Raw genomic sequence first — 19,494 nt, forward strand, 5'->3', positions numbered from 1 at the left:
TCCAGGGACTACCGCTGTTTTTGTTATGCATAATCGACCTCGCTTCCAAATCTCCGTCGACCGTCTCCGGACCTCCCCGCCTCTTCCGCATAAGCATGGATCCGCGTCAGCATCGCTTCTCAAGTCTTTCAGGCGCATTGCCCCGATATGACCCGATCATGGACCGGGTCTTCCCCCGACCAATGTCCGAATTCGCGTTCAGCCTCCCGTATGTGTTTTTCCAAAATTTTCCGAGCTACGATAGAAGGCAAGGAACGCGATAAACAAAGGAGTGAACCAAAGTGAACGTTGTAAGCGTACCGAGGTTTGAATCGGCTCATAACAAGGATGCTTCGGAGAAGGTCGGTTTTTTTGCGGGCGAGAAATGGATGGTGCTGACCGGCTTGCTCGGTTTCCTGCTTGCAGGGCTATGCGGGGTTTGGTGGATGCTGTATGGGGGTCCGGTCGGACCGGACGGCGACGTCTCGCATGCCTTCTCTTTCGATGCCGCGCTGGGATTGTTCCTGCTGTCGACGGCAGCCATCGTCCCGTTCTCCAGGATGGGGGCAAAGGCAAGAGCCGTCTTTCGCTGGTCGTATATCGCCCTGGCCCTCTATTCGTACTTCGCGGAAACCGTGCAAAACTTCCGGGGCGTCAATCCGCGATTCGTCGACGGCGGCACATCGTTTGACGAGGCGGTCGGCAATATTTTCACGTTTGTTGCCCTGTTCCTGGTTCTGTACTATTTATTCCTGGCAAGTCAGTATTTTCGTCCGAAAGCATCCCGCCTCCATCCCGAGCTCTCCGTCGGAATCCGTTATGCCATGGTCGCCGTCGTAGTCTCGTTTTCGGCCGGGATCTGGATCTCGATGAATCAGGGACGCATCGTCGGCACCGACGGGAACATTATTTGGCTGCACGGTCTCGGCTTCCATGCCCTCCAGGTCATGCCGATCGTCGCCTGGCTGACGGCCCGCGCGTCGCGGAACGGCAAGACGTCCCGCGCCTTCATCCATATCACGGGCATCTCGTTCCTGCTCGGCTTGCTCGCGATCGGTTGGCAGACGTACCTGGGACATTCCGTTCTTGCGTGGTCCGCGCTTCCGCTTGCCGCCGCCGGGTGCTTCCTGATTTCATTCGCTTCAGGCGTCGGGGCCCTGCGGGCCGCCTTGAAGGTTCCGACCGCGGGAAGCGCCCGCCGTTCCGACCCGCAAGGGATGTAAGACGAAATCGCTCCGATCGTTCCCGATGCCGTCGGTCGTCCCGTCCTTATTAAAAAACAGGAGAAGGCGCATTGCCTTCTCCTGCCCGACTATGCTCAGCCGAGGACGATCCGATCGTCGGACAGCCGCTGGCCGCTGATCCGCTCGAATTCGCCTAACAGCTGCGCGACGGTCAGCGTGCGCTTGCGCGATTCCGGGATGTCCAGAATGATGCGGCCCTTGTCCATCATGATCAAGCGGTTGCCTAGACGGATCGCCTGCTCCATGTTATGCGTGACCATGAGCGTCGTCAGCTTCATCTCGCGGACGATCTCCTCCGTCAAGGTCGTAATGAGTTCCGCGCGGGCCGGGTCAAGCGCAGCCGTATGCTCGTCCAGCAGCAGGATCTGCGGCTGCGTGAACGTCGCCATCAGCAGACTGAGCGCCTGCCGCTCGCCGCCGGACAACAGGCCTACTTTCGCCTTCAGCCGCGCTTCCAGCCCGATGCCCAGGCGCTGCAGCCGTGCGCGGAACAGTTCGCGCCGAGACGCGTTCACGCCCCGGCCGAGTCCGCGCTTCTTGCCGCGCGCATACGCCATAGCCAGGTTTTCCTCGATTGACATCGCCGGCGCCGTGCCCGCCATCGGATCCTGGAACACCCGTCCGATCCAACGGCTGCGCGCGTGCTCCGGCAACGGATGAATCGCTTGGCCGCCGATGCGCACCTCGCCGATATCCGGCTTCATCACGCCGGAGATGACGTTCATCAGCGTCGATTTCCCCGCTCCGTTACTGCCGATGACCGTAACGAAATCGCCGGGTTCGAGCTTCAGCCGAATGTTCATGAGCGCGATCTTCTCATCCGGCGTCCCCGGATTGAACAACTTCGATACCTGAACAAGGTCCAGCATTACGATCGGCCTCCCCGATTGCTTGATGCCCCTGCCAGCTCCTGCGTGCGCTTGCGCGCCAACGCCTTCTGCTTCATCGACCGACGCAAGGTGGGGACCACGAGCGCGGCCACGACGATAAGGGCGGTCATCATTTTCAAATCGGACGCGTCCAGCAGCTCGACGCGAAGCGCCAGCGAATAAATGATCCGATAGGCGACCGCGCCCAGAAGCGCCGCCAGCGTGGCTCGAAACACGTTGCGCGATCCGAAGATCGCTTCGCCGATGATGACCGACGCCAACCCCAGGACGATCGTGCCGACGCCCGCGGAAATGTCCGCGAAGCCCGAGTCCTGCGCGATCAGCGCGCCGGACAAGGCGACGAGGCCGTTGGAGAGACTCACGCCGATGATCTTGGTCGTGTCGGTGTTGGCGCCGAAGCTGCGGATCATGCGCGCGTTGTCGCCGGTTGCCCGAAGCGCCATGCCGGCATCGGTGTGCAGGAACCAATCGAGCGCCAGCTTGACGGCCAGCGCCAGCGCGAGCAGCACCGGAACGTACGCCCATTCGTTATCCGCGATGGCCGATAACACCGTATCCGTGTTCAAGAGCGAAACATTCGGCTTGCCCATGATGCGCAGGTTAATGGAATAGAGCGTGATCATCATGAGAATGCCGGCCAGAAGGCCGTTGATTTTGCCTTTCGCATGAAGGAGCCCCGTGCATGCCCCCGCGGCCAAACCGCAGAGGAAGGCGCAAATCGTTGCCAGCAGCGGGCTCGAACCGTGCGTGATCATGATCGCCGCGACGGCGCCGCCCGTCGTGAAACTGCCGTCGACGGTCAGATCGGGAAAATCGAGTATCCGGAACGTGATGTACACGCCGAGCGCCATCAAGGCGTAAAGCAGACCGAGCTCAACCGCTCCTACCATGGATTCCAGCACGTCAGCAGCCTCCTAAGCGTAAGCTTCCGCGATCGTCGCCGCGTGCCATATCGCGCGCTTCGAACGCGTTCGCCCGAAATGAAAAACGGAGCGAGCGACTGGAATCGCCCGCTCCGCGCCTTACTTGATAATGTCGTTGTCCTGGTCCTTCACTTCGCCCTTCATTCCGTCCGTTACGGCAATGCCCTGCGCTTCGGCGGCTTTCAAATTGAGAATCAGATCCAGCTTGTCCGGAACCGTCACTTTCATGTCGCCCGGCTTCTTGCCGTTTTTCAAAATATCGACCGCCATTTGGCCGACTTGGTAGCCATGGTCGAAGTATTTGAATCCGACGGTTGCGAAAGCGCCCGCCTCGACCGTATCGCGGTCGCTCGAAAAGAACGGGATTTTGTTGTCGTTCGCTGTCTTGATGATGGAATCCACGCTGCTCACGACCGTATTATCGAGCGCGATGTACAGCGCGTCCGCGCGTCCGATCAACGATTCGGCCGCTTGCTTGACTTCGGAAGTCGCCGTTACGGGCGCTTTGACGAGCTTGACGTCATGCGCAGCAAGCGCCTTCTCCGCTTGGTCGGCCATGATGACGGCGTTCGACTCTCCTTCGTTGATGACCATGCCGACTGTTTTTACGTTCGGGAAGTTATTGGCGATAAAGTCCATCAGTTGCGTGATCGCCGCCGGATTCGTATCGGAGGCGCCGGAGACGTTGCCGCCCGGCTTGTCCAGGCTGCTGACGATCTTGGCCGCGAGCGGATCGGTAACGGCCGCGAACAGCACCGGATTGTCCTTCTCTTCTTGCACGACGGCCTGCGCGGACGGGGTTGCGATGCCCAGCACGAGATCGTAGTCGTTGGACGCGATCTTTTGCGCGATGGACAAGTTGTTGCCGGCGTCGGCCTGCGCGTTGTTCATATCGACCTTGAGGTTGTCGCCTTCGGCGATGCCCGCGTCCTTCAGTGCCGCGAGAAAGCCTTCGCGCGTTGCATCCAGCGAGGGATGCTCCACGTACTGCGAGATCGCGATCGAGAAGGTCTTCGGGCCCGAACCGGAGGAAGCGTCGTTCTTCTCCCCGCAACCGTTTACAATTACAAGCGCCGCCGCGGACACAAGCAAGGAAGCCAGCATCTTTTTCTTCACTTTATTACCCCTTTTCGTGGTTTGTCCAGTGATGCGGAAGCAGCGGATATCGGCATGCCTTGCTCCTGTTCCCAGCCGTAATCCAGCCGCCTCTTCTCGGATGCCGTGTTAACGCTTTTTTGCTTCGACTCGACAAAGAACCTCAACGTTAATCCTTATTTTAATCGCGAAGACACAATTTCGTCAATTTTTTAAACGCATTTATTTTCCAATGATGGAGCGTCGTTCCAAGATCCGAATCGATAGCGGTTTATTCGATAACGGGGTCCGGCCGGTCGTGATGGCAAGCCGATCCCGCTTCCGCTTGCCGTCCGCGCGCGCTCCGCATCATGCGGGACCTATTCAAAAAAGACCGCCGGTCGCCCGGCCAATGGCCGAACGAGGCGATCTTGATTCCGTCCGAAGACGATGCGTACCTTGCGGCATGTCCTAGTTCGCGCCGAGCTGCTCCGCGGACGCGTTCGGCAGCCGGTCCCGGAATCCGTTCCAGTCCTGCCGCATCTCCGGCTCGGTTAGCAGGCAGCCATCCAGCGCAGCGATCATCCCGGCCTGATTCATGTCGATGCCGATGAACACGATTTTATTGATCCGGTCGCCGTAAACGGAGTCCCACTGCGCCGCGATATCCGGCTCCTGCTCCAGGATCCCGCGCTGCTCGGCCTGGGGAAGCGCCGCGACCCAATAACCGGAAGGACCGAATTGGATGGACGGTCCCGCCTGGCTCAGGCTCTGGCCCATCGCGTTGCGCGAAGCCAGCCATACCATTCCCTTCGCCCGCACGACCTCCGCCGGCCAGCGGCTCATCCAGCGGTACAGCCGCTCGGGATGGAACGGCCGAACGCGCTCGTACACGAACGAAGCGATGCCGTACTCCTCCGTCTCCGGCGTATGCTGCGGTTTTTCCATTTCCCGGATCCAGCCCGCGGAGACGCTCGCTTCGGCGAAATCGAACAACCCCGTATGCAGGATTTCCGCCGGATCCACGACTCCGTGGCTGGCGCGGAGAAGCTTGGCTCGCGGCTGAAGCTTCCGCAGCATGCCTTCCAGCTCCGCCAGGTCCGCCTCGTCCATCAGATCGCATTTGTTCAGCACGAGCACGTCGCAAAATTCGATCTGGTCGATCAGCAGGTCCACGACGTCCCGGTTATCGTCTTCGCCGACCGCCTGGCTGCGGGCCAGCAGCGAATCGCCGGAGGAGAAATCATGCCAGAACCGGTACGCGTCCACGACCGTCACCATGCAGTCCAGCCGGCAAAACCGGGATAGATCGATGCCCTGCTCCTCGTCCACGTAAGTGAAGGTCTGCGCGACGGGAACCGGTTCGCCGACGCCCGTCGATTCGATGAGGATGTAATCGAAGCGTCCCTCCAGCGCGAGCTGCTCCACCTCCCGAAGCAGATCCTCGCGGAGCGTGCAGCATATGCAGCCGTTCGACATCTCCACCAGCTTCTCGTCCGTCCGGGACAAGCCGCCTCCTTCCTTGACGAGCGCCGCGTCGATGTTCACTTCGCTCAGATCGTTGACGATCACGGCCACTCGCAGGCCGTCGCGGTTTTGCAGGACATGGTTGAGCAGCGTCGTCTTGCCGGAGCCGAGGTAGCCGCTGAGGACGGTTACCGGGATTTTGTCGGTATTCAAGTGGTTCATGGATTTACCCGCTTTCATGCGTAATTTTTACGAATTGAATCCAAAACGATACATCGGCGACAGGTTACGTACCCTACGATTCGCGATTCGCGATGGCAATGTCCATCGTCACTAATCGTAATATTTACTATTAAAAGATATCAGCCTCGTCCTCATCCGTCAACCGCTAAATCCGACCTGCCTGGAGGCAAGCTTGACTTTACGCCTCGATGAACGTCTGCCCGCCGAACGGACCTCCCCATGCCGCACGCCCGTCACGCGGGAATGTCAGAGCCTGCATGCCGCATCGATTGCCGTAGGCAGGCATCCTGATTTTCCTTATAATGGAACTAAGCATCGCCGAACCATTGCTCCCTTGCCAACACTTATTCCACGAAATGGAGGAAGCGCTCATGCCACAATTCAATCAGGTTTGCATCACGGGCACCGACCGCGGGATCGGGCTCGAATTGGCGAAAGGGCTGCTTCGCGCCGGCTGCACCGTGCATGCGGGCGGCATCGTCGACCCGAATCCCGAGCTCGCGCGGTTGTCGGCGCAATTCCCGGGACGGCTGCACCCCTTCCGGCTGGACGTCGGAGACGACGCCAGCGTGCAGGAAGCCGCGGACCGGATACGGGGCCAGACGCCGGCGCTCGACATGCTGATCAACAACGCCGCCCTGCTCGGGGACACGGGGAAAACGATCGCGGACGATCTGGATTTCGGCGACATGCAGCGGGTATACAACGTCTCGGCGCTCGGCGCGATCCGCATGGCGAACGCGCTGCTCGAACCGGTCATGAACGGAGGCAAGCTGATCGTGAACATCAGCTCCGAGGCCGGAAGCATCGGGAACAGCCACCGCGAGGCGTGGTTCGGCTACTGCATGGCCAAAGCCGCGCTGAACATGGGCTCGACCATCATCCACAACCGGATCCGCCCGGAAGGCGGCCGCGTGCTGCTCCTCCATCCCGGCTGGGTGAAAACGTTCATGGGCGGCAGCTGGAACGACGCGGGCACGCATACGCCGGAGGAAGCGGCCGCTCACATCCTGCGGCTAATCGAAGCGCGGGGCGGAGAGCTGCATGATTCGCCCCTATACTTGGAAGCGGATACAGGCAACGAGCTGCCTTGGTGAAGAGAGGAGACACGACGATGAACGAATCCGTTCAAGCGCTGCTGCTTGGCGATTTCACGGCCGCGCCTTGGCATCCGCTGGAGCCGGCGCGCGCGCAGCTGCAGTCCATTCTTGGCGGCGATTTCCTTCTGGACGCCACGGAAGATTACGATGTCCTGACGAGGCTGGATCCGGCGGCCTATCCTTTGTGCGTCTCGTATACGGACTGCTGGCAACGCGCCTTGAAGCCCGAACAAACGGCCGGACTCCTGCGGTACGTCGCGGGCGGCGGCGGGCTGTTGGTCGTGCACAACGGCATATCGCTGCAATGCAGTCCGGAGCTTGCGCAGCTGATCGGCGCCCGCTTTACCGGACATCCGCCCTACCAGCCGCTCCGCTACCATCCCGTTGCCGGGCATCCCCTGCTAGAGGGAGTCGACGCGTTCAGCCTGGACGAGGAGCCGTACTTCTTCGCGTTCGATCCGTTATCCGAACGCGAAGTGTTCCTCGAATACGAATTCGAAGGGAACCGTCACCCCGCCGGCTGGACGCGTGCTTTCGGCCTTGGCAAGGTCGTTTACTTGCAGCCGGGGCATCATGCCCCTTCGTTCGAGCCCGCGGCTTACCGGCGGCTTGCGCTGAACGGCGCGCGGTGGGCTTGCGGCCGCTAAGCCTGCCGCTCCCCGAATCGCCTTTTTCGTCTTATTTACTGCTCTGCCGGGCTCCGCCGGAAGCCCGCTTGTTCACGTTAAATGCGAGCATGCCTCAACGCATCGGCGAGACGCGGCCTTTCCGACAACGCCATCGGCCTGCTGCCGAACTTCGCGCGGCGCGCATCGAAACGCGCCGATCGTCTTGCCGGCGCCGACCGTCTCGCCATCCCGCCTACGCCCCGAGCTTCTCCGCCGCGTCCACCGTATGCTTCAGCAGCGTCGCGATCGTGACGGGCCCGACGCCCGCGGGAACCGGCGTAATCGCGGACGCGTGCCGCGCGCACGCCTCATAACCGACGTCGCCGACGTTGCCGGGGTTATAGCCGGCGTCGAGCACCACGGCGCCGGGCTTGATCCAGTCGCCCCGCACGAAATTCGGCCTGCCGACGGCGGCGACGACGATGTCCGCGAGGCGCACGATCGCGGGCAAATCCTCCGTCCGCGAATGGCAGGTCGTCACCGTCGCGTCCGCGTTCAGCAGCATGGCGGATACGGGCTTGCCGAGTATCGGGCTTCTGCCGATGACGACGGCATGGCGGCCCCGGATAGGCAGCTCGTAATAGTCCAGAATCGCCATGATCGCCGCCGGCGTGCACGACGGGAAATCCGCGAAGCCGAACGCGTTCTGCGCGAAGCCGAGCGTCGTGACGCCGTCGACGTCCTTCCGGATGTCGATGGCTTCGAACGCCGCGCGTTCGTCGATCCCGTGCGGCACGGGATGCTGCAGCAGGATGCCGTGCACGGAGGCATCCTCGTTCAGCTTCCGAAGCGCGCCGATCAGCTCCTCCGTCGTCGTGCCGGCAGGCAGCTCCACGCGGATCGACGCGATGCCGAGGCGCCTGCAGGCATTGCCTTTCATCCGCACGTACGTCGCCGAAGCCGGATCGTCGCCGACCAGAACCGTCGCCAGGCACGGGGTTATGCCCCGTTCCGCCAGGCTGGCGATGCGCGTCTCCAATCGTGCCTTGATGCTGTCCGCGACCGCGTTGCCGTCCAAAATAAGCTGATTTGCATAAGTCATGTCCCGTCACCCTTTCCGTGATAGCTGCAGAAAAACAGAAAGAGGCAAGGGAAAATTCCCCTTACCTCTGCCCAGGCGTACGGCCGTATAAACGATGTGCTCCCCCGCGGTTCGCCGCGTCACGCCAGTCACACACGCTTTTGAATCGATGGTTGTATTATACGCCCGCAAAGGATGCGGGGCAATCCCTTGCGGGCATCCCTGCACGGAACCCTCCGGCCGCCGCGCGGCAAGCCTGTCCTTCGCAAGCACCGTTTAACTCGCGAATCCTCGTCCATGCCTGCCCTTACGCTTAGAACGTCACCATTCGCGCATACGCGTCCCTGTGCATGTATGCTTGCGCCAGCTCCGTTTTGTTCGATTGGAGGAACATCCGCACGAGCGAGCTGCTCGTCTGGATGTCCTTCAAATAAGGCGAGAGGTAGACGGTATCCGCCTTCGTCGTGCTCCGCATGTACTGCTCCAGCTGCAGCTCGTACTCGAGGTCCGTGGAGTTGCGGATGCCCCGGATGACGGCCTTCACGTTATTGGCGTTGACGTAATCGGCCACGATGCCCTCGAAAGGCACGACGACCGCGTTCGCCATTTGGGCCAAAGACAACCGCACGAGCTCGGTACGCTGCGAGATGTCGAAATAATGCTGCTTGCTCCGGTTGTTCGCGATGATCACATGCACCTCGTCGAACAGGCTCCCCGCCCGCTCGATGACCGAAATATGCCCCAACGTGATGGGATCGAAGCTTCCCGCGTAGACGACCTTCATGCCTGCTCCTCGCTCGGCACCACGGCGTCGCGGATCTGCTCGAACGTAAGCGGCGCGTAATCCCAATGCTCCACGCTGACGTTGAAGTAGCTGACGCTCTCGTATTTCTGCCCGTGGATATGGCCGTGCACGTTCACGTATGGCATGTGCTTGTTCATGTACATCGGCTCGTGCGACAGGAAGAAGAAGTCCTTGTAAATGATCGGATGCTCGCTCACCTCGTCGAAACCGACGTCCAGCCACCATTGGCGGGAGCGGCCGCGGTCGTGATTGCCGAGGATCAGATGCTTGTACCCGTTCAGCCGCGCGACGATCGCCTTGGTCTTGTCCCGGTTCAGGAACGAGAAATCCCCCAGATGGAACACCTTGTCCCCTTCGCCGACGACCGCGTTCCACTTCTCGATCATCGCCTCGTTCATCTCGTCGGCGTTCGCGAACGGCCGCGATTCGAAATCGATGATATGCTTGTGACCGAAGTGATGGTCGGAGATGAAAAACACCTTTTGCATGGATGACCACGCTCCTTGTTATGCGTTTACCCGCTCTCGGAACCTCGCGCTTGCCGCGAGGACCGACGATGCCGTACGACGGTTGCTGCCCTTATTCCGTGATGGTCGCCAGCAGGTCGGCGCGCAGCGGCGTGAACGTCTCGACGACGACCGTGTCCGCCAGCGCCGTTACCTCGTGCACCGCATCGCCGGGGATGAAGAACTGCTCGCCCGCTTCGGCGACGGTGATCGCTCCGTTCATCTCGAGCTGCAGCCGGCCGCTGACGACGAACGTCAACTGCTCATGGGGATGGGAATGCGCGGTCCCGACCGATCCGGTCTTCAGCGTCACCATCATGCTCATGATCGTCTCGCCCGGCGGGAATATTTTGCGTTCGATTCCCGGGCCGGATGCATGCCATTCGTCAAAGCGCGGCATCAGGCTTCGCCTCCCGGCACCAGCAGTACTTTGGACACGCTGCCCGGCTGCTTCAGCAGCGTGTCGAACCAGCGGCCGCCTTCGCCGAGCGGCGCTTCGACCACGCCGTCGGCCAGTCCGATGCGGCCTTCCTCGATCCATCGCAGCGCCGTGCGGAAGTTCGCCGTCGAATAAGCGAACGCGCCCGTCATCGTCACTTCGTTGCGAATCGCGATATTAACCGGCAGCGCGGACTCTTCCTCGTGCAAGCCCGTGAATACGGCGCGGCCGCCGCCCTTGCAGGCAAGCACGCACTGCCTGCGCGTCAGCCCCGCGCCGACCGCGTCGAGCGCGACGTTCACGCCGGCGCCGCCGGTCAGCCGCTTCACTTCCTCCAGCGTGTCCGCTCCGTCCGCCGGGCAGATCGTATGCTTCGCCCCCAGCTTCGCGGCGATCCCCAGACGGTCCGCGTTCATGTCGACCGCGATCACGTCGCGCACGCCGTACTGGAGTACCGCCTGCAGCGCGAGCAGCCCGATCGGTCCCATCCCGATGATGAGCACCGTGTCCGTCGGCTTCGGCTCGGCCAGCTCCGCCGCGCGGATAGCGCAGGCCGCCGGCTCCGTCATCGCCGCCTGCTGCAGCGTCACCGCATCCGGAACGGCGTAGACGAACGCCGCCGGGATCTTCACGTATTCCGCGTTGCTGCCCGGCAGCGCGGCGGAGAGCAGCTTGCGCGAGACGCACAGCTGCTGCCTGCCGCTCGCGCACGGCTCGCATTGGCCGCAGGTCACGAGCGGATTCGCCGTGACGCGCTGGCCGATCCGCCACCGGCCGGCCGCTTCCGCGCGGCCGCCGACGGCGGCGATCGTGCCGGAGAACTCGTGGCCGAAGATCATCGGCGGCTTGCGGAGCGAATTTTTGCCCAGGTACCCGCTCAGCTCCGATCCGCAAATGCCGGAGTAGGCTACGCGAATGAGAATCTCGTCCTCCCCCGCGACCGGCATGTCCGTTTCCCGGATCGTCATTTCCTGCGGTCCTTCATAGATAAGTGCCTGCATGCGCAACTTCCCCTCTCACGCGATTGGCTTTCTACTCGCAAAGCTTGGAAAAATTCGGTTTGTCCCTCCCTCATGGTAGCATTCCGCCCGTAAAGTAGAAAGCCCCTTTATTGACGCCTGATCGACGCCGGAGGCGGGCAAACTCGAAAAAGCCGCCGATTAGCGGGCAGCCTCATGCATTTATACCCGGTTCCCCCGATCATCCCATGAAGATGCGAAGCAGGCCGGCCAATTCTTCGGGCCGTTCCAATGCCAAGCAGTGCCCGCAAGGCAGGGTTTCCGCCGTCACGTGTTCCGCGACAAGCCCGGCGACGCGATGAACGTCCCCGTCCATGAAATAAGCGCCGGCTATCGCGATGACGGGCATCGTCAATTTCCGCTGCACGTGCTTCCGTACGAATGCGACGTTAGCAAAGTCATTGCGGTACACATCGAAGATCGGACGCAGGCCACCCGCGCCGGAACTGCCGCGAACGACCGCCTCCAACAGCGGCTCCGCGATCGCGCTCGGATCCTGGCATTCGTCCCGCATTAATTTTGCCCCAGAACTCCCGCTCCTTGCCCGTGATCAGCAACTCGGGCACGTCCGGAACGGCAAAGAAGACGATATGCCAGAACCAGTGATTGGAATGTACGTTCTCCGGCGTTAAGGTTGACCACTCTTCCAACCCGAGACCCGTCGGCTTCTTCACCCTGTCCGGATGCTTTGCCGCCAGCGCTTAAGAGAAAGCCGCGCCCCAGTCTTCGCCGTGCACGCGGGCGCCTCCGGTTCAGGTCCGGCAGCGCAGCGAAGAGGCCCCATGCGAACAAACCTTCCGTATGCGTCATTCCTATCATTACTCTGCCGGAGCGGCAGATCGGGAGCTTGACTGACAGAACGATCAGGATTGTACAATGTCCCACACCTCCGCCAATATCCTGTCATTACCTTATGCGGGCGATCGCCCGGTCATGAAGGCATCGCGGAGGATTGGCAACGTTCAGCCCCACACCTGCACGATGAGCGTTACGACCAGCACCGCCGCAAACAGCGCGAACGCTCCCAGGAAAAAGTACCCGAAAATCCGCAAAGGCTTCGGCATGCTGCCCAGATCGACCGGTTTGTCCGGCACGCCCATAATGGTGCGGTTATGCTCGGTGACGTCGTTGAACGTATTTCCGGCCGGCTGCCGATGCTCCTCGTTCCGGCGCTGATGCTCGTGATCGTCCGCCATTGGCGCATTCCTCCCGTTCATGCTTTTCGTTCGTTTCGGAACAGCTTGTAATGATGATACGCCTCGCCGTCGATCGTTATGCTGCCTGCCGCGCGAAAGCCGCATTTCGCGATGACCCGGTTGGAAGCCGTATTGTGCGGGAGGGCGAGAGCGTTCAGCTCATCCGCCAGCCCGCGCCCGAACAGGTAGCGGATCATGCCGGCCGCCGCCAGCGTCGCGTAGCCTCTGCCGCCGTGCGCGTTCGAGATGCCGTACATGATCTCCCGGTTCGGCGGCGGCAGCTCATCCTTGATCCCGGAGCAGACCCAGCCGACGAACTGCCCCGTTTCCTTCAGCGTCACGGCCAGCCTCAGCTGAAGTTCCCCGATGTCCCGGCCTTCGCGGACGGCTTGAAGAAAACGTTCGTTGCCGGGAATCTCGTAATGAAGCAGCCAATCCGCGCGAATCTCCTTCGTCTCCGCATTCCAGCCGGGCAGATAGCGCACGATCTCCGGCTCATGGGTAACGGCGTGGAAGTCGTCCAAATCCTCCGGCTTGAACAGCCGCAACACGACGGCGCCGCAATCGATCCGGAACGCCTCGTTATCGTTTTCGATTATCCCGTTCATATTCGGTTTCATCCTCATCTCTGTCTTCATCGTCCGGAAACCCGAACCCTCTTCCCCTTTCTCGCCGAGCGCGCCATATCCTGCTATTCCATTATTTTTTTTGTAAGCGAATCCACCGCATTTCATAATCCGGCATCCAGTGTGGTAAAGTTGAATATAAGGAAGGTTGCGAACGAGGGAGGCTGCAGGAAAATGAAGGAGCGAATATTCGAGCTGCGCTGCCGCGACGGCTCTCGCCGTTACGCGGCGGAATGGGAGCCGGAGGACGAAGGGCGTCCCCGCGGCGTCATCGCGCTCGTGCACGGCATGGGGGAGCATGTCGGACGCTACCGGCATGTCGCCGAGATGTTCACGGAAGCCGGCTACGCCGTCATCGGCTTCGATCAGGTGGGCCACGGCCGCACCGAAGGCAAACGCGGACATACCAAATCGTACCCCGCCCTGCTTGACGGCATCGACGCGATGCTCGCCGAGGCGAAGAAGCGCTTCCCCGGCGCGCCCATTTTCCTATATGGGCACAGCATGGGCGGCAACGTTACGCTCAATTACGTGCTGCGGCGCAAGCCCGGCATCGTCGGCGCCATCGTGACGGGGCCTTGGCTGAGGCTGGCGTTCAACCCGCCTCCGCTGCAGCTGATCGTCGCGCGCGTCGTGAACCGGCTGTTTCCCGCCTATACGAACGAACGGCCGATGGTCGGCGATCATCTCACGTCCGATCCAGCGATGATCAAGCGCTACCAGGAGGATCCGCTCGGCCACGGCGCCATCACGGCGCGGTTCTTCCTCAGCGTGCAGGGAGCCGGCCTGTGGGCGCTGAAGCATGCGTCGCAATGGCGCACGCCGCTCCTGCTCATGCATGGCGGCTCGGACAAAGTCACCTCGATCCTGGCGACCCGGCAGTTCGCCGACGCGGCCGGATCCGACTGCACGTTCATGGAATGGGCCGGCTACAAGCACGAGCTGCACAACGAGCTGGACCGCGAGGAAGTGTTCGACGTCATGCGCGACTGGCTGGAGAAGCAGCTGGCCGCGCTGTGAGCTTGCGACTTTTTCGTACGTCGCGGCGGAACGCGCGGTCCTTCGCGTTTCGGCCGGACGCCTGCACGATAGACGCTCGATAGACGTTCGATGGAAGCACCATGCCTGCAACGAAAAACCGCCCGGCTCGCGATGAGCCGGGCGGTTTTTGCTAATGACTGGCGTTATGATAACGGCTGACGTTATGATAATGGCTGACGATGGGTGGCCTCCGTTGTTCGGAATCCATGCGCAGCCTTCAGGTTCACTGCGCGAATAACGGTTTCTTGTACTCGGCTTTTCGCTTGATCAGCACGAAGCCGTTCTCTTCCCGACCGGTCCCGATGACCGGAGCCAGCACCATTTCGTTCATGTCGACCACGACGACTTTGCCTTCTTTGGCGCGAGTGACCGGTAGTTTCCTTCGCGCGTTCTTCTTCGCGTCTTTGTCCTTCATGCCGGATCGCCTCCAAACAGGTAGTGTACCGTGCTCATCAATTCTTCGTTCGCGTCCATCAACTGCTCCAACTGCTCTCTCGTCGAGACGTGTCCCGTGAGATGAACCGTCACGACAAGCTCTCTACCCACAGGATAGCACAGCAAATAAATTTTGCCAACGCCATGTCCCTTGTACAGGATCGCCTGTTCCGTGCTGGTCCGGTACACGTCGACGACCAGCGGCGCCTGTTCGCCCGCGTCCTCGTAGGCCGAGAAGGAGTAAAACTTGCCTCGCCCGACATTCCCGGCGACCTGCCGGATGCCGTCGCTGCCCTCGGCCTTCCACACGGCGGCGCCCGATACTTTGCCGACGGCCCGGCCGTCGTACGCCGTTCGGATCGCTTCGTACAAATGCTCGTATTTGCGTCCACCGTCCACGACGATATCCGCGCTGAATTGAATCAAGAATTGCAGCAAAGAGGCATGAGCCGGATTCTGGTACGCGCCGAGCTCCTCGATCCTGGCCGCGATCGCGCCGCATGCCGTGCTCACGGCGGCATCGAGGTTCGGCCGGTCCGGGTCGTAGGTTAGGTACGTAAGCCCGTTCAGGTCCGACGGGATGTGGAATTCGTCGATGACGCGACCGTCCGGGCGCTCCTGCGCCACGGCCCGCGGCACGACGAAGAAGACCCGTCCCCGCTTAAGCTTTCCCCAGAAAAGCCCCAGCTCGAAGACGACGTTGTCGCGCGGGATCATCATGACTTTGTCGCGCAGCTCCACCACGTCGTGCGCCGTGAACAAGAAGACCGCGAAGTCGCTGATGTCCGCTTGATGCTCCAGGTCGGTCATCGTGTCGTTGTTGACCTGAAAGGCGCCCGCGAACCAAGGCGTGACCTCGGCGACCCGCTCCAGCTCCTTCATTACGGCGAGCGCGAGTTTCTTGGCTTCGCTCGTTGAACCCAGGAATAACTTCGGTCTGCTTTGCGGCATGAAGACGTTCTCCTTTTCCCGTATACGGCGTACGCGCGTTCCTATCCTTCTAGTTGCCATTCTACCATAGCAAGCCATCGGGGACTTCATTAAATTTCCATCAATAAATCGCGCCTCGCTTCAATATACCCTGGGCGGGAAGCCGCGACGCCGACCGCGACGCGCGGCAAAAAAGGCAGCCTCCAGCGGAGACTGCCTTGCCTGCGTCCTTGCCGCGCCAAGCGGCGGCGGGCTCGTCTATTCCCGTCCAAGCGCCCTGCGGATGCTGATCTCCACCGGCGAGTAATCCGCGGGATCGGCGCGGTCGAAGTCCATCCGCTCCTTCAGCGGCGTCTTCTGGTTGCACATGAAGCGCGGCACGCCGGAATGGTTCTGCGAAGGCGTATGGTAGAGAAACGGATGACACAAGATGATGTCGCCCGGCGATGCCGTCGTCTCGGCGACGCGCAGGTTGAAGCCGTCGGCATCCGTATGCCAGCCGCCCATGAATTTGCCGACCCGATCCGGATCGTCGGTTCCCGCGCCGGTCAAGCCGGTCAGCTCCGACAGATAGGGATGCTCCAGGTTCAGCTTGTCGATGCCTTCTTGCGGCTCCAAGCCTTCCGGATGCCGCTCCAGAAACCGCGCGACGACGCGATGGGATCCTTCCACGATCAAGGTGCCGCCGCCTTGGGGACCGATCTCCGAGAAAATGCACAAGCAGAGCAGTCCTTGTTCCGGGCTGTCCACGTAATGGCGGAAATGCCCGCCGTCCCAATGCCAGCCCGCCGTCGGCACGGTCCAGGGACGCTCGGCGCCGAGCGAGAAGTTGACGGGCCACCAGCCCCAGGTCGCGACGACTTCTTCCTTCCCGTACACGCCCCGGTCGATCCACCGGCCATGTCCCGCCAAGTCCTCGATGGCATCCGCCATCCGCTCCGTGTTGCACCGGTCGAATGCCGGCGTCTTGTACGCTTCCCGCAAATAATGAATCGGCTTGTCCCAGGTGCCTCGGTCCTCGGGGTCGATGCCGAACGGGCGCAGCTGCTCCCAGACGAACCGCTGGCATTCCAGCGCCAGCTCCCGCGGATACGCCTCGCTGACCTTGACCCAGCCGCGTTCGATGAAATGCTCGATTTCTTCGTTTGTCAGAACCTTGCCGTTCATACGATCAACTCGCTTTCGGATAATGAAAAGGGAAGCCGATGCCGATATGCGCACGGGCTTCCCAGCTTGATACGGACGGATTACTTGGATGCGCGCCATGCGTCGAGCTGCTTTTGTTCCTCGGCGATGACTTTGTCGATGCCGATCGCTTTCAGCTTGTCGATGAACTTCGGCAGGTAGACGTTCGGATCCACGGTACCCGTTCTCAGACCGGGACCGAATTCCTTGGTGGCGTTGGTAATGGCCGCGACTTCGGTCTTCACGTTCGACGGATCGAAGGTGAATCCGAGCAGCGGGGAATTTTGCGCCGCGGCGTTGAACGTTTTGAATTTCTCCCATTTCTGCGGATCTTCGTTCTTCCACAGGTAATCGTTGAATTGGTTCCCGAACAGCCAGGCTTGGTTCAGGTTGTAGCCCGAGGTCTGCGCCGTGACGCCCGGCGGGAAGTCCATCGTGTTGTCGTCTACTTTGACGTAGTGCTTGCCTTCGATGCCGAACGCGATCAGGTTGACCAGATATTTATCCGTATAGAGCAGGTTCAGGAACATCAACGCACGCGCCGGATCCTTGGACGTTCTGGAGATCGAATCCATCGAGCCCTGCGCGTCGCCGGTGCTGACGACCGGCGGCGTCAGTTCCACCTGGACCCATTGTTGGCCGGTAGCCGTGCTGACTTCGGCGTCCTTGCCCGGTTTCAGCTGCTCCGGATACGCGAACGCCTTGCCGGCTTTCAGGCCGCCGCTCAAATCCTGCAGGGTTGCCGCGTCTTTGTTGACGTAGCCTTTCAGGTACCAGGAGTGAATGAGATCGTAGCCGGCTTTAAGCTCGGGCGTCTCGTAAGCGTCGATCAGCTTGAAGTCCGTTTGGCCTTTCGCCAAGCTTCCGGCGAACTCGTCGAAATAATCGAAGTTGTTCTTCGTGTAGACGTTCAACAGCGAGATATCCTTGTTCAGATAAAACGGCGTCACGCCCGGCTCCTTCTCCTTGATCATATCGAAGTAAGGCACGAGGTCCTCCAACGTCTTGATCGCGGTGATGTCGATGCTGTATTTATCCACGAGATCTTTGCGGAGCATGACGCCGTATTGGCTCGCCATTTCCTTGTTGATCGGCAAGCCGTAGCTCTTGCCGTCGATCTTGGAGCCTTCGAGCAGGGCCGGCTCGATGATCGATTTTGCATCCGGCGCGTATTTGTCGATCAGATCCGTCATGTCGATGATGTTGCCTTGGGCGATCTTCGTCGTGAATCCGTTCCAGTTGGCCGTGTACAGGATGTCGAACGGTTCGCTGGAGGCGAATTTCAGGTTCATTTTATCGTCCCAGCTGCCCCAGTCGATGACTTCCAGATCGAGCGATGCATTGATTTTGTCCTTCAGGTACTTGCTGACTTCCTCGTTGACGAGCGCCTGGTCTTTCTGCGCAGCCGCCCCCGGGACGAACCATTTAATCGTGTACGGCTCCAATTTCGAAGCGTCGACGGCGCCCGTATCGCCGGTATCGGCCGCATTGCCGGCATTGTTCGCCTTGGCGTCGCCGCCGTTATTCGCCGTTGCCGGGGCATTGTTCCCGCTCGCCGTATTGCTGCCGTTTGCATTGCCGCCGTCGTTGTTGCTGCCGCAGCCGGACAGGATCAATGTCGCCGCGAACGTCGCCGTCAACGCGGCGAGTCCTTTTCTTCCGATGCCTTTCATATGAACCCTCCCATTTTTGAAAATGAACATGTCGTTCTATATGCTAACCGGCGGAGCCGGGTTTAGCCTTTGACCGCGCCGACCGTCAGACCGGCGACGAAGTAGCGCTGAAAGAACGGATAGGCGAGCACGATGGGACCCATGCCGACGATGCACATCGCCATGCGGACCGTCTCGTTCGGAATCTTGGCGATCTCCTCCGCGCCGATGGCCGTGCCGCTCTGGGCGTTGGTCTGCAGAAATTGAAGGTTGCGCATGACCCGGTACATCATGTACTGGAGGTTGATCAATTTATCGTTATTGATGTAGACCAGGCTGTTAAACCAATCGTTCCAGTACGCCAGCGTGTAGAACAATCCGATCGTGGCCATGACGGGAAGCGACAGCGGCAGCACGATGCCGAAGAAGATGCGGAACTCGCCGGCCCCGTCGATCTGCGCGGACTCCAGGATGGACGGATGAATCGTCTGCTGGAAGAACGTCCGCGTCGTCAGCACGAGGAAGGCGTTCATGAGCAGGCCGGGAATGATCAGCGCGAACAGCGAATCCTTCAGGTGAAAGATATTCGTGTAGACCAGATACCAGGGAACGAGCCCGCCCCCGAAGATCATGGTGAAGAAGATAAAGAAGGAGAAGAACCCGCGGAATTCGAAATCCGCCCGCGACAGCGGGTAGGCATACAGCGCCGTGATCATCATGCCGGCCAGGCTGCCGATCACCGTCGTGGCGATGGAGATGCCGTAACCGGCCAGGATCTTGTGCAGATCGAACGAGAGATAGTGGTACGCCGCCGTGCTCCACACCTTCGGAATGATCGAATAGCCGTGCAGCGTGATCGCGTTCTCGTCGGATAGGGAAGCGGAGACGACCAGCAGGATCGGGAAGATGCAGATGCAGCAGTACACGATGAAGAACAGGTTCACGACAAGGTTGGAGCCGGGCGAGATGGCGTTGATTTTCCGTTTCGATTTCGGTCCGGAAACGCCTGCCGCGGCCGACGGGGCTTGCGCGGTGGTCGTATTCATTGCGG

Annotated in this window: 21 protein-coding genes and 1 riboswitch; of the genes, 4 read left to right on the forward strand and 17 right to left on the reverse strand. The window is 60.8% G+C overall.

Annotated elements, in window-relative coordinates:
• Nucleotides 1-368 precede the first annotated feature (368 nt).
• Nucleotides 369-1,202: a hypothetical protein gene (locus tag GT019_RS11505; RefSeq protein WP_235947777.1), complete on the forward strand. Its 834-nt coding sequence runs from the start codon at nucleotides 369-371 to the stop codon at nucleotides 1,200-1,202.
• Nucleotides 1,203-1,297: 95 nt separating this feature from the next.
• Here the strand turns inward: GT019_RS11505 and GT019_RS11510 are convergent, their stop codons facing one another.
• From GT019_RS11510 to GT019_RS11525, 4 genes are all read right to left on the reverse strand, one after another.
• The gene (locus GT019_RS11510) at nucleotides 1,298-2,092 is read right to left on the reverse strand and encodes an ABC transporter ATP-binding protein (RefSeq protein WP_161743298.1); all 795 of its coding nucleotides are present in this window, start codon (nucleotides 2,090-2,092) and stop codon (nucleotides 1,298-1,300) included.
• Nucleotides 2,092-3,015 (reverse strand): ABC transporter permease, encoded by a 924-nt coding sequence (locus tag GT019_RS11515; protein WP_161743299.1) that lies wholly within the window; start codon nucleotides 3,013-3,015, stop codon nucleotides 2,092-2,094. Before GT019_RS11515 ends, GT019_RS11510 begins: the two co-directional genes overlap by 1 nt.
• 120 nt (nucleotides 3,016-3,135) lie before the next feature.
• Nucleotides 3,136-4,152, reverse strand: a complete 1,017-nt coding sequence (locus tag GT019_RS11520) for an ABC transporter substrate-binding protein (RefSeq protein WP_161743300.1) — start codon at nucleotides 4,150-4,152, stop codon at nucleotides 3,136-3,138.
• A gap of 429 nt (nucleotides 4,153-4,581) precedes the next feature.
• Nucleotides 4,582-5,799: a GTP-binding protein gene (locus tag GT019_RS11525; RefSeq protein WP_161743301.1), complete on the reverse strand. Its 1,218-nt coding sequence runs from the start codon at nucleotides 5,797-5,799 to the stop codon at nucleotides 4,582-4,584.
• Nucleotides 5,800-6,191: 392 nt separating this feature from the next.
• On the opposite strand from GT019_RS11525, the gene GT019_RS11530 reads away from it, so the two are divergent.
• Nucleotides 6,192-6,917 carry an SDR family NAD(P)-dependent oxidoreductase gene (locus GT019_RS11530; protein ID WP_161743302.1) on the forward strand — a complete coding sequence of 242 codons (726 nt, stop codon included), beginning with the start codon at nucleotides 6,192-6,194 and terminating at the stop codon, nucleotides 6,915-6,917.
• A gap of 17 nt (nucleotides 6,918-6,934) precedes the next feature.
• Nucleotides 6,935-7,567 carry a ThuA domain-containing protein gene (locus GT019_RS11535; RefSeq protein ID WP_161743303.1) on the forward strand — a complete coding sequence of 211 codons (633 nt, stop codon included), beginning with the start codon at nucleotides 6,935-6,937 and terminating at the stop codon, nucleotides 7,565-7,567.
• Nucleotides 7,568-7,781: 214 nt separating this feature from the next.
• On the opposite strand, the gene GT019_RS11540 is transcribed toward GT019_RS11535, so the two are convergent.
• The 8 genes from GT019_RS11540 to GT019_RS11575 form a co-directional block, all read right to left on the reverse strand.
• On the reverse strand, nucleotides 7,782-8,630 hold the full coding sequence (locus GT019_RS11540; RefSeq protein ID WP_161743304.1) for a bifunctional 5,10-methylenetetrahydrofolate dehydrogenase/5,10-methenyltetrahydrofolate cyclohydrolase: 849 nt from the start codon (nucleotides 8,628-8,630) through the stop codon (nucleotides 7,782-7,784).
• Between the two features lie 62 nt (nucleotides 8,631-8,692).
• Nucleotides 8,693-8,772: riboswitch (ZMP/ZTP riboswitch) on the reverse strand.
• A 150-nt stretch (nucleotides 8,773-8,922) separates the two neighbouring features.
• Nucleotides 8,923-9,393 (reverse strand): pantetheine-phosphate adenylyltransferase, encoded by a 471-nt coding sequence (gene coaD / locus GT019_RS11545; protein WP_161743305.1) that lies wholly within the window; start codon nucleotides 9,391-9,393, stop codon nucleotides 8,923-8,925.
• On the reverse strand, nucleotides 9,390-9,902 hold the full coding sequence (locus GT019_RS11550; protein WP_161743306.1) for a phosphoesterase: 513 nt from the start codon (nucleotides 9,900-9,902) through the stop codon (nucleotides 9,390-9,392). Before GT019_RS11550 ends, coaD begins: the two co-directional genes overlap by 4 nt.
• 91 nt (nucleotides 9,903-9,993) lie before the next feature.
• The gene (locus tag GT019_RS11555) at nucleotides 9,994-10,320 is read right to left on the reverse strand and encodes a cupin domain-containing protein (RefSeq protein ID WP_161743307.1); all 327 of its coding nucleotides are present in this window, start codon (nucleotides 10,318-10,320) and stop codon (nucleotides 9,994-9,996) included.
• Entirely contained in the window at nucleotides 10,320-11,360 is a 1,041-nt protein-coding gene (locus GT019_RS11560) for a zinc-dependent alcohol dehydrogenase (RefSeq protein ID WP_161743308.1), read from the reverse strand. The genes GT019_RS11555 and GT019_RS11560 overlap by 1 nt, the downstream gene beginning before the upstream one ends.
• Nucleotides 11,361-11,559: 199 nt before the next feature.
• The gene (locus tag GT019_RS11565) at nucleotides 11,560-11,892 is read right to left on the reverse strand and encodes a hypothetical protein (RefSeq protein ID WP_161743309.1); all 333 of its coding nucleotides are present in this window, start codon (nucleotides 11,890-11,892) and stop codon (nucleotides 11,560-11,562) included.
• A gap of 448 nt (nucleotides 11,893-12,340) precedes the next feature.
• The gene (locus GT019_RS11570) at nucleotides 12,341-12,574 is read right to left on the reverse strand and encodes a hypothetical protein (protein ID WP_161743310.1); all 234 of its coding nucleotides are present in this window, start codon (nucleotides 12,572-12,574) and stop codon (nucleotides 12,341-12,343) included.
• Nucleotides 12,575-12,591: 17 nt separating this feature from the next.
• Nucleotides 12,592-13,182: a GNAT family N-acetyltransferase gene (locus tag GT019_RS11575; RefSeq protein ID WP_235947754.1), complete on the reverse strand. Its 591-nt coding sequence runs from the start codon at nucleotides 13,180-13,182 to the stop codon at nucleotides 12,592-12,594.
• Between the two features lie 192 nt (nucleotides 13,183-13,374).
• On the opposite strand from GT019_RS11575, the gene GT019_RS11580 reads away from it, so the two are divergent.
• Nucleotides 13,375-14,220: an alpha/beta hydrolase gene (locus GT019_RS11580; protein WP_161743311.1), complete on the forward strand. Its 846-nt coding sequence runs from the start codon at nucleotides 13,375-13,377 to the stop codon at nucleotides 14,218-14,220.
• Between the two features lie 244 nt (nucleotides 14,221-14,464).
• Here the strand turns inward: GT019_RS11580 and GT019_RS11585 are convergent, their stop codons facing one another.
• The 5 genes from GT019_RS11585 to GT019_RS11605 form a co-directional block, all read right to left on the reverse strand.
• Nucleotides 14,465-14,656, reverse strand: a complete 192-nt coding sequence (locus GT019_RS11585; RefSeq protein WP_161743312.1) for a hypothetical protein — start codon at nucleotides 14,654-14,656, stop codon at nucleotides 14,465-14,467.
• Nucleotides 14,653-15,627: a TIR domain-containing protein gene (locus tag GT019_RS11590; protein ID WP_161743313.1), complete on the reverse strand. Its 975-nt coding sequence runs from the start codon at nucleotides 15,625-15,627 to the stop codon at nucleotides 14,653-14,655. The genes GT019_RS11585 and GT019_RS11590 overlap by 4 nt, the downstream gene beginning before the upstream one ends.
• Before the next feature lie 237 nt (nucleotides 15,628-15,864).
• Nucleotides 15,865-16,773 carry a hypothetical protein gene (locus GT019_RS11595; RefSeq protein WP_161743314.1) on the reverse strand — a complete coding sequence of 303 codons (909 nt, stop codon included), beginning with the start codon at nucleotides 16,771-16,773 and terminating at the stop codon, nucleotides 15,865-15,867.
• 80 nt (nucleotides 16,774-16,853) lie between these two features.
• Nucleotides 16,854-18,464: an ABC transporter substrate-binding protein gene (locus GT019_RS11600; RefSeq protein ID WP_161743315.1), complete on the reverse strand. Its 1,611-nt coding sequence runs from the start codon at nucleotides 18,462-18,464 to the stop codon at nucleotides 16,854-16,856.
• 62 nt (nucleotides 18,465-18,526) lie between these two features.
• Nucleotides 18,527-19,489, reverse strand: coding sequence for a carbohydrate ABC transporter permease (locus tag GT019_RS11605; RefSeq protein ID WP_161743316.1), 963 nt, complete (start codon nucleotides 19,487-19,489; stop codon nucleotides 18,527-18,529).
• Nucleotides 19,490-19,494 lie beyond the last annotated feature (5 nt).

This window comes from Paenibacillus glycinis (assembly GCF_009909185.1).
Lineage (GTDB): Bacteria > Bacillota > Bacilli > Paenibacillales > Paenibacillaceae > Paenibacillus_Z > Paenibacillus_Z glycinis.

Excerpts from the sequence above, each read along its gene's own strand:
- GT019_RS11575 (WP_235947754.1), bottom strand. The coding sequence starts at position 13,182 with ATGAACGGGATAATCGAAAACGATAACGAGGCGTTCCGGATCGATTGC.
- GT019_RS11525 (WP_161743301.1), bottom strand. The coding sequence starts at position 5,799 with ATGAACCACTTGAATACCGACAAAATCCCGGTAACCGTCCTCAGCGGC.
- GT019_RS11530 (WP_161743302.1), top strand. The coding sequence starts at position 6,192 with ATGCCACAATTCAATCAGGTTTGCATCACGGGCACCGACCGCGGGATC.
- GT019_RS11535 (WP_161743303.1), top strand. The coding sequence starts at position 6,935 with ATGAACGAATCCGTTCAAGCGCTGCTGCTTGGCGATTTCACGGCCGCG.
- GT019_RS11570 (WP_161743310.1), bottom strand. The coding sequence starts at position 12,574 with ATGGCGGACGATCACGAGCATCAGCGCCGGAACGAGGAGCATCGGCAG.
- GT019_RS11605 (WP_161743316.1), bottom strand. The coding sequence starts at position 19,489 with ATGAATACGACCACCGCGCAAGCCCCGTCGGCCGCGGCAGGCGTTTCC.
- GT019_RS11600 (WP_161743315.1), bottom strand. The coding sequence starts at position 18,464 with ATGAAAGGCATCGGAAGAAAAGGACTCGCCGCGTTGACGGCGACGTTC.
- GT019_RS11505 (WP_235947777.1), top strand. The coding sequence starts at position 369 with ATGGTGCTGACCGGCTTGCTCGGTTTCCTGCTTGCAGGGCTATGCGGG.
- coaD (WP_161743305.1), bottom strand. The coding sequence starts at position 9,393 with ATGAAGGTCGTCTACGCGGGAAGCTTCGATCCCATCACGTTGGGGCAT.
- GT019_RS11560 (WP_161743308.1), bottom strand. The coding sequence starts at position 11,360 with ATGCAGGCACTTATCTATGAAGGACCGCAGGAAATGACGATCCGGGAA.
- GT019_RS11565 (WP_161743309.1), bottom strand. The coding sequence starts at position 11,892 with ATGCGGGACGAATGCCAGGATCCGAGCGCGATCGCGGAGCCGCTGTTG.
- GT019_RS11555 (WP_161743307.1), bottom strand. The coding sequence starts at position 10,320 with ATGCCGCGCTTTGACGAATGGCATGCATCCGGCCCGGGAATCGAACGC.
- GT019_RS11590 (WP_161743313.1), bottom strand. The coding sequence starts at position 15,627 with ATGCCGCAAAGCAGACCGAAGTTATTCCTGGGTTCAACGAGCGAAGCC.
- GT019_RS11510 (WP_161743298.1), bottom strand. The coding sequence starts at position 2,092 with ATGCTGGACCTTGTTCAGGTATCGAAGTTGTTCAATCCGGGGACGCCG.
- GT019_RS11580 (WP_161743311.1), top strand. The coding sequence starts at position 13,375 with ATGAAGGAGCGAATATTCGAGCTGCGCTGCCGCGACGGCTCTCGCCGT.
- GT019_RS11595 (WP_161743314.1), bottom strand. The coding sequence starts at position 16,773 with ATGAACGGCAAGGTTCTGACAAACGAAGAAATCGAGCATTTCATCGAA.
- GT019_RS11585 (WP_161743312.1), bottom strand. The coding sequence starts at position 14,656 with ATGAAGGACAAAGACGCGAAGAAGAACGCGCGAAGGAAACTACCGGTC.
- GT019_RS11540 (WP_161743304.1), bottom strand. The coding sequence starts at position 8,630 with ATGACTTATGCAAATCAGCTTATTTTGGACGGCAACGCGGTCGCGGAC.
- GT019_RS11550 (WP_161743306.1), bottom strand. The coding sequence starts at position 9,902 with ATGCAAAAGGTGTTTTTCATCTCCGACCATCACTTCGGTCACAAGCAT.